General features: G+C 32.5%; 9 protein-coding genes. 1 reads left to right on the forward strand and 8 read right to left on the reverse strand.

The window, feature by feature from the left end; genetic code table 11:
- Position 1: 1 nt before the first annotated feature.
- The 6 genes from FLACOL7796_RS17085 to rsfS form a co-directional block, all read right to left on the reverse strand.
- A complete protein-coding gene (locus tag FLACOL7796_RS17085; protein WP_173971943.1) occupies positions 2-271 on the reverse strand; it encodes an acyl-CoA-binding protein in 270 nt (89 codons plus the stop codon).
- The gene (locus FLACOL7796_RS17090) at positions 271-924 is read right to left on the reverse strand and encodes a phosphatidylserine decarboxylase family protein (RefSeq protein ID WP_065447462.1); all 654 of its coding nucleotides are present in this window, start codon (positions 922-924) and stop codon (positions 271-273) included. The genes FLACOL7796_RS17085 and FLACOL7796_RS17090 overlap by 1 nt, the downstream gene beginning before the upstream one ends.
- A complete protein-coding gene (locus tag FLACOL7796_RS17095; RefSeq protein WP_173971944.1) occupies positions 914-1801 on the reverse strand; it encodes a phosphatidate cytidylyltransferase in 888 nt (295 codons plus the stop codon). The genes FLACOL7796_RS17090 and FLACOL7796_RS17095 overlap by 11 nt, the downstream gene beginning before the upstream one ends.
- 1 nt (position 1802) lies before the next feature.
- A complete protein-coding gene (locus tag FLACOL7796_RS17100) occupies positions 1803-2408 on the reverse strand; it encodes a lactate utilization protein B/C (RefSeq protein WP_173971945.1) in 606 nt (201 codons plus the stop codon).
- 114 nt (positions 2409-2522) lie between these two features.
- On the reverse strand, positions 2523-4448 hold the full coding sequence (ftsH, locus tag FLACOL7796_RS17105; protein ID WP_173971946.1) for an ATP-dependent zinc metalloprotease FtsH: 1926 nt from the start codon (positions 4446-4448) through the stop codon (positions 2523-2525).
- A gap of 15 nt (positions 4449-4463) precedes the next feature.
- Complete coding sequence (gene rsfS, locus FLACOL7796_RS17110; RefSeq protein ID WP_065447466.1) at positions 4464-4835, reverse strand: ribosome silencing factor; 372 nt, start codon at positions 4833-4835, stop codon at positions 4464-4466.
- Between the two features lie 93 nt (positions 4836-4928).
- Between rsfS and FLACOL7796_RS17115 the strand changes: the two genes are divergently transcribed.
- Complete coding sequence (locus tag FLACOL7796_RS17115; protein WP_173971947.1) at positions 4929-5669, forward strand: biotin--[acetyl-CoA-carboxylase] ligase; 741 nt, start codon at positions 4929-4931, stop codon at positions 5667-5669.
- A 111-nt stretch (positions 5670-5780) separates the two neighbouring features.
- Here the strand turns inward: FLACOL7796_RS17115 and FLACOL7796_RS17120 are convergent, their stop codons facing one another.
- On the reverse strand, positions 5781-6440 hold the full coding sequence (locus FLACOL7796_RS17120; RefSeq protein ID WP_173971948.1) for a hypothetical protein: 660 nt from the start codon (positions 6438-6440) through the stop codon (positions 5781-5783).
- Between the two features lie 204 nt (positions 6441-6644).
- Positions 6645-7037, reverse strand: a complete 393-nt coding sequence (locus tag FLACOL7796_RS17125; protein WP_173971949.1) for an SRPBCC family protein — start codon at positions 7035-7037, stop codon at positions 6645-6647.
- Between the last annotated feature and the right edge of the window lie 210 nt (positions 7038-7247).

Consider the following 7247-nt stretch of genomic DNA (forward strand, 5'->3'; position numbering starts at 1 on the left):
GTTATTTTGATGTTAGTGAATTAATGATTTCAATGTAGCATTCTTTTGCCTCATCAATAGATATATGACTAATTTGCATCCAGGCATTTGTTTTGAAAGCGTCTCTTAAATCAAAATTTTCAGATTGATTGTAGACAGCAGTCCCAAAAGTGGCCTGTTTGTAATAGGCATAAAGGCGTAGCTGCACATCTTGCGGCAGTGAGGCCTGAGTCATTTTTAAAGCCGTTTCTACAGCCTCAGAAAAACGAGTATCTAAATCTTTTTCGCTCATTAAGCTTTTGTAGCAATAATCGTTTTACCGCCAATTGCTTTTTGGTTTAATACTACATTAATTGGAGTACCTAAAGGTAAAAATAAATCTACTCTTGAACCAAATTTTATGAAACCTGCATCGGTACCTTGTACAACTTGCATACCTTCCTGAGCATAATTTACAATTCTTCGTGCTAATGCACCAGCAATTTGTCTGTATAATATTTGTCCAAAAGTTTCATTTTCGATTACAACCGTAGTTCTTTCGTTTTCTTCACTTGCTTTTGGGTGCCATGCAACTAAAAATTTTCCAGGGTGGTATTTACTGAATTTGATGATTCCATCCATTGCATAACGCGTAACGTGTACGTTTATTGGCGACATAAAGATAGAAACCTGTAAACGCTTATCTTTAAAATATTCGCCTTCATAAACTTCTTCAATAACGACAACTTTTCCATCAACCGGAGCAAGGATCTGATCGCTGTTTCTAATTGCAATTCTTTTAGGGTTTCTAAAGAATTGTAAAATAATAATCAAAACTACCACACCAGCAATCTGAACAAGCATTCTTAGCCAGGTAATATCAATGAATTTGTCAGCAATTAAAAGTACAGCTACTGCAAATGCAGTACCTAATAAAATGGATGGGCCTCCTTCTTTATGAAACATAGTATAAAATTTGATAAAATAAAAATATAATTGGTGCTACAAATATAACACTATCTAATCGATCTAATACGCCTCCGTGGCCAGGCATTATAGCGCCACTGTCTTTTACGCCTGCAACTCTCTTAAACTTTGATTCAATCAAATCGCCTATTGTTCCAAAAACACTTACGATTAAAGCGATGATCGTCCAGATTAGGATCGATTTACTGCTAAATTCCGGATTAGGCTGAATGTATAGTTTTGAGATTAAAAAACCGGCAAAAGCGGCAAAAACTACTCCGCCAAGAAATCCTTCAATGGTTTTTTTAGGAGAAATGCGTTCAAATAATTTATGTTTTCCTATTGATTTTCCAACCAGATAAGCAAAAGTGTCATTGGTCCAGATTAAAACAAATAATCCAATAATGATTTTCGGATTATAATCTTTTATACCAAAAGAAATCTTGGTAATAAAAAGAAAGGGTAACATAATGTAACCTACTAAATAAATGTATTTAGATGCCCTGCTTATTTCCTGGGTGTCATCAAATAAAAATACAATACATTTTATGGATACAATTAATGTAATGATAAGTAATATCGTAAACAAACGATCTATATCTACAGTAATTATAATATTCTCTTTTAAGAGTTTGCTAATGTAATTTTCCGTTTCGGTTTTGTAAAAACTAATTAAAGATACGGTCGAATAAAAAAGAGTAACAAATAAAATAGAAAATATCTTATTTAGCTTTACTAAGTTGCAAAACTCATAAGTTGCAATGATTAGAAAAATGCCAAAAAGAATAATAAAGCTTTCGGTAGAAAACAGAATAGAAGTTAGTAATAAAGCGATATAAACAGCACCAGAAATGGTTCTCTTGAGTGTTTCATTCATCTTAAAGGTCTTCTAGGAGCAATAAATAAAGATTTTTTGCAACACTTCCGTATTGTGTAAAATCCTCTTCTTTCGCTTTTTCGAAATATTTTATTGTGGTAATGTTAGTAGGATAGTCTCTTTCGTATTTTCTTTTAATGGCGCTCAGACCGTCACTCTTAATCAATTGCAACTGACTTGTAGTAGCAATAATTACAATATTTGCAGGTAATTCGTTTGGTTTGTCCTGTCTGATTTGTTTTGATGAAAATAAGATAGAACCTTCATCAGCAATTAAATTCTCGCAAGTTGCCAGTAAAAATTTTGGATTTCTTGGAGAAATGTATTGTAGTTTATTTTCTTCCAGTAAACTGAATAAGGCTGGTTCGTAGCATAAAACTTCATTTTCGAACCAATCGTTTTCTTCTAAGATGTTTTCAAATTGTTCAGCGACTTCTTGTTTGTTCTCACAATACAAAAATTTACCGCCATTTTTTTTGAAGTTAAAAATAAATCTTTCATCTATAGATAAATGATTGTCAGGAGTATGATTCCCTCCATACTCGCTTTCATTTTCTTCATCAGAAGAGGTATCGCTAGAGCCAAATATTTTTTTGAAAAAATTCATTTTATATGAAATACTTTACATGTTAATTGAAAACGTTCAAAGATAAAAAAATCTTAATTCAAAAGGCTATTTTGAATTAAGATTTTAAAAAATATTACATATTTATTGAATTGTTTACGAAACCACTTCTTCTAAATTTTTATCAAAAGTACGTTTTCCGAAAATTGTTTCTAAGTCATCTTTAAAAATAACTTCTTTTTCAATTAATATATCAGCTAGTTGATTTAGCTTGTCTTTGTTTTCTTCAAGAATTTGAATAGCTCTTTGGTATTGACCTTCAATTAATTCTGAAATTTCTTTGTCAATAATTTTAGCCGTTTCGTCAGAATATGGTTTAGAGAAGTTGTATTCGCTTTGACCAGTTGAATCGTAATAAGTAACATTTCCGATTTTTTCATTCAAACCGTAAATAGTTACCATGGCACGAGCCTGACGTGTAACTTTTTCTAAATCGCTTAATGCACCAGTCGAAATTCTGTCAAAAGTTACCTTTTCAGCAGCTCTTCCTCCCATAGTAGCACACATTTCGTCTAGCATTTGGTCAGTTCTCACAATTTGTCTTTCTTCCGGAAGGTACCATGCAGCTCCTAAACTTTGTCCACGAGGTACAATAGTTACTTTAATAAGTGGTGCAGCATGCTCTAACATCCAGCTTACAGTCGCGTGACCAGCTTCGTGAATAGCGATTGCTCTTTTCTCTTCTGGAGTAATAATTTTATTTTTCTTTTCAAGACCACCAATGATTCTGTCAACAGCATCTAAGAAATCTTGTCTGTCTACAGCAGTTTTGTTATTACGTGCAGCAATTAATGCAGCTTCGTTACAAACGTTTGCTATATCAGCACCAGAGAATCCCGGAGTTTGTTTTGCTAAGAAATCAAGGTCAAGACCTTCTACTTTTTTAATAGGCGCTAAGTGTACTGCGAATATTTCAGCTCTTTCGCGAATGTCCGGTAAATCAACAAAAATTTGTCTGTCGAAACGTCCGGCACGCATTAAAGCTTTATCAAGTACATCAGCTCTGTTTGTTGCAGCCAGAACAATTACGTTAGAGTTTGTACCAAAACCATCCATTTCTGTCAGTAATTGGTTCAGAGTATTTTCTCTTTCGTCATTTCCGCCTGACATATTGCTTTTTCCTCTTGCTCTACCAACAGCATCAATCTCATCGATGAAGATGATAGCAGGAGATTTTTCTTTAGCTTGTTTAAATAAGTCACGAACACGTGAAGCACCAACTCCTACGAACATCTCTACGAAATCAGAACCTGATAAAGAGAAGAAAGGTACCTGAGCTTCTCCGGCAACTGCTTTTGCTAATAATGTTTTACCGGTTCCGGGAGGTCCTACAAGTAAAGCTCCTTTAGGAATTTTACCTCCAAGATTTGTGTATTTTTCAGGGTTTTTAAGGAATTCTACAATTTCTTGTATTTCTTCTTTAGCACCTTCTAAACCTGCAACATCTTTAAATGTAGTTTTAATGTCTGTTTTCTCATCAAACAATTTCGCTTTCGATTTTCCAATGTTAAAGATTTGTCCGCCACCGCCACCTGCGCCACCTGACATTTTACGCATAATGAAAATCCAAACACCAATAATGATGATGATAGGAAGTAAGCTTATTAGAATATCGCTCCAGTTATTTTTTTGAAGAAAATTAAAATCTTTCAGTTTACCTTCAGCAACTGCTTTTTCTAATTTAGTTTGAAAAATCTGGTCGTTACCAATTTCTAAAGTATAATGAGGACCTTTATTTGGTCTTTCAAAAATATCTTTAGCTACTTTTTTATTCGCAGCGTCTTTAAGTGCGGCAGCATTTAAATATACTTCAGCTTCAGCCTTATTGTATACGTTTACTTTTTCAATCTCACCTTTTTCTAATAATACGTTGAATTTAGAAGAGGTTAATTGTGCAGGCTCGCTTAAATTTGATCCTCCGGTTGCAAAACTTATAAATAAAAAAACTAGAAGTATTGCGGTATATATTAACCAAGGACTTATTTTAAATTTACTCGGATTTGGATTATTATCTTTAGCCATTAGAGAAAGTTTCTTTTAGTATTTGTTTTCGATTGTAGTTATTTTGGCGTCACCCCAAAGGCTCTCGATATTATAGTATTCGCGAATATGTTTCTGGAAAACGTGTACAACAATGTGCACATAATCCATAAGAACCCATTCTGCGTTATCGGTTCCTTCTACGTGCCACGGTTTATCTTTTAAGTCTTTAGATACTGTTTTTTGAATTGAGCTTACAATGGCGTTAACTTGGGTATTTGAGTTTCCGTTGCAAATAACAAAATAGTCACAAACTGCCGTGTCTATATCTCTTAAGTCAAGAATATCGATGTCATTACCTTTTACTTCTTCAATCCCTTTGATTATGTTCGCCAATAGAACATCATTGTTAATAGTCTTTTTCGCCATGAATTATTTTATATGATTTTGTAAAGTTACCAAAATTTGTGATTATTTTTGAACCTTAACAAAATATTAAATTAAGTTAATTAAATTCGTTTAATGAAACTAATCAAACTCGATGCCATAGATTCAACAAATGACTTCCTTAAATCATTGGCAAGTCAGGATGAACTCGATAATTTTACCGTAGTAACTGCTGAAAATCAGACAAAAGGAAAAGGGCAGATGGGCTCTAAGTGGCAATCAGAATCAGGTAAAAACTTAATTATGAGTGTCTTGGTGAAGGAATTTCTGTATGATAATGAGCAGGTTTTTAACCTGAGTGTTATTGTTTCTTTGGCAGTAATCGACGCTTTAAAATCGTTAAATATTCCTGATTTATGTATAAAATGGCCTAACGACATTATGTCATACAATAAAAAGGTTGGTGGCATACTTATCGAAAATACCATAAAAAGCGATGGCAGGATTGTGTCAGTCATTGGAATCGGTTTAAACGTAAATCAAACCAATTTTGATCATTTGCCCAATGCATCTTCGTTGGCAGTAATTTGTAAAACCGAGTTTGATAAAAATGCTTTGGTATTACTTATAGCAGAAAAACTACAGCATAAAATTAAAATCTGGGAAACTACCTCATTAGATTTATGGAAAGAATACTTTAATTCACTATTTCGTCAGGGAGTGCCAATGCCATTTAAAAAACTAAATACTAAAAATCCTGAACAAAACTTTATGGGAATCATTCAGGGAGTTTCTTCTGTGGGTAAAATTCAAATTTTATTAGAAGACGATTCAGTTTCAGAATTCGAAATCAAGGAAATTCAAATGTTGTATTAATTTTAGGTGCTAAGATTCTAAGTTGCTAAGGTTCTAAGCTTTTTTTGATTTTCATCTCATCAAAATATCTGTGTAAATCTGTTTTATCCGCCAAATCCGCGTGCTATCACATTAGTTTGCACTTTGTAATATTGGCTTTTTAGGCGCTATTTTTCTATTCCAGTACATAATGTAGATGGTTCCCAGAATCGATGGTGTCATCCATGCTATTATGTTTCCAATGCCTATTCCGGCTACGATAAAAGCAGTTACAGATGCGATTAAAGCTCCGATCATTTTACCAATGTGTTTAGATAACCATTGCTTTTTTATTTCCGAAGTATTTTTATAGAATATAAAATCTTTAATCGTCATATATAGACCAAAACCACCAAAGAAAGTAAATAAGATTCCGTTTTCGATATTTGACAACTGACAATAAATTCCCAAAGCGATCATTATTACCGAAAAGAACAACATACTTCCCGAGATTATAAAATCGATGGTGTCAGCTTTTGTTTTAGTTTTAAAAGTCAAAACCCTGTTTCCGGCAATTACGAGGTAGATTGTAAACAAACCAATTAAAAATAAAAAGATATTTTGATGTTTGGGCATCCAGCAAATTGGTATAGAAATAAGAGAACTGACAACCATTCCTACAGAGAATAGTTTTCCCATTCTTTTATGAAGTAAACCTCCTTTTTTGACCAATACACTTCCAATTCCGGTAATTAAACCAATTCCTCCAAAAAAGGCATGAATGTAAATTAAAATCTTAATAGTTTGTTCCATTTTGATGTTTGTTAGTTTTGATGGATCAAACTTCGAAGAATAATTTTGGGTTTAATAATTTATAGTTCTGAACTGTTATTTTTTTAGGATGAAATGTTTTTTCTTTAAGGCACAGAGGTTAGAGGGGCAAAGGTTCAAAGGTTTTTTTTCAAAAAAAAGCCTGATTTTACAATCAGGCTTTAAATTTATAACTTATAATGATAATTATAGTTTCGTCATATTAGTTGCTAAAGTTTCGATGAACTTGCTAATAGGTCCTTTGATCATCATTGCCATCATTGGGTTAAATTCACCCTCAAATTGCAATTGAACAGCACTTTCAGCAGCCGAAATACTATCGATATTCGAAACCAAAGTAAACGGAAGTTTATCACTTGCAGCTCCCAAAACAATCTTGCTTGGTGCTGTTTTTTCTTTCATCTTAAGTTTTATTTCCGGCATACCTTTCAATCCAAAAATAAAAGCATCTTCGCCAATCACTTCAAATTTAGCAATATTATCCGGCATTAATTTTTCAAAATTCTTAACATCAGTCAATAAATCAAATAAATCTTGAGCTGATTTCTGAACAGTAACTTTTGGACTTTCTAAGTTCATATTTTAATTTTTTACTAATTGTTTTTTTAAGAGAGAAAGGATAAATTCCAATTTTTTAAATTCCAAATTCCAAACTCAATTTAAGAATTTGAAATGAAATTTCAAAATCTAAAAATCTAAAATCTAAAATCTAAAATCTAAAATCTAAAATCTAAAATCTAAAATCTAAAATCTAAAATCTAAAATCTAAAATCTAAAATCTAAAATCTA

Origin of the sequence: Flavobacterium bizetiae (genome assembly GCF_902804475.1) — a bacterium.
In the GTDB taxonomy this organism is placed as follows: domain Bacteria; phylum Bacteroidota; class Bacteroidia; order Flavobacteriales; family Flavobacteriaceae; genus Flavobacterium; species Flavobacterium bizetiae.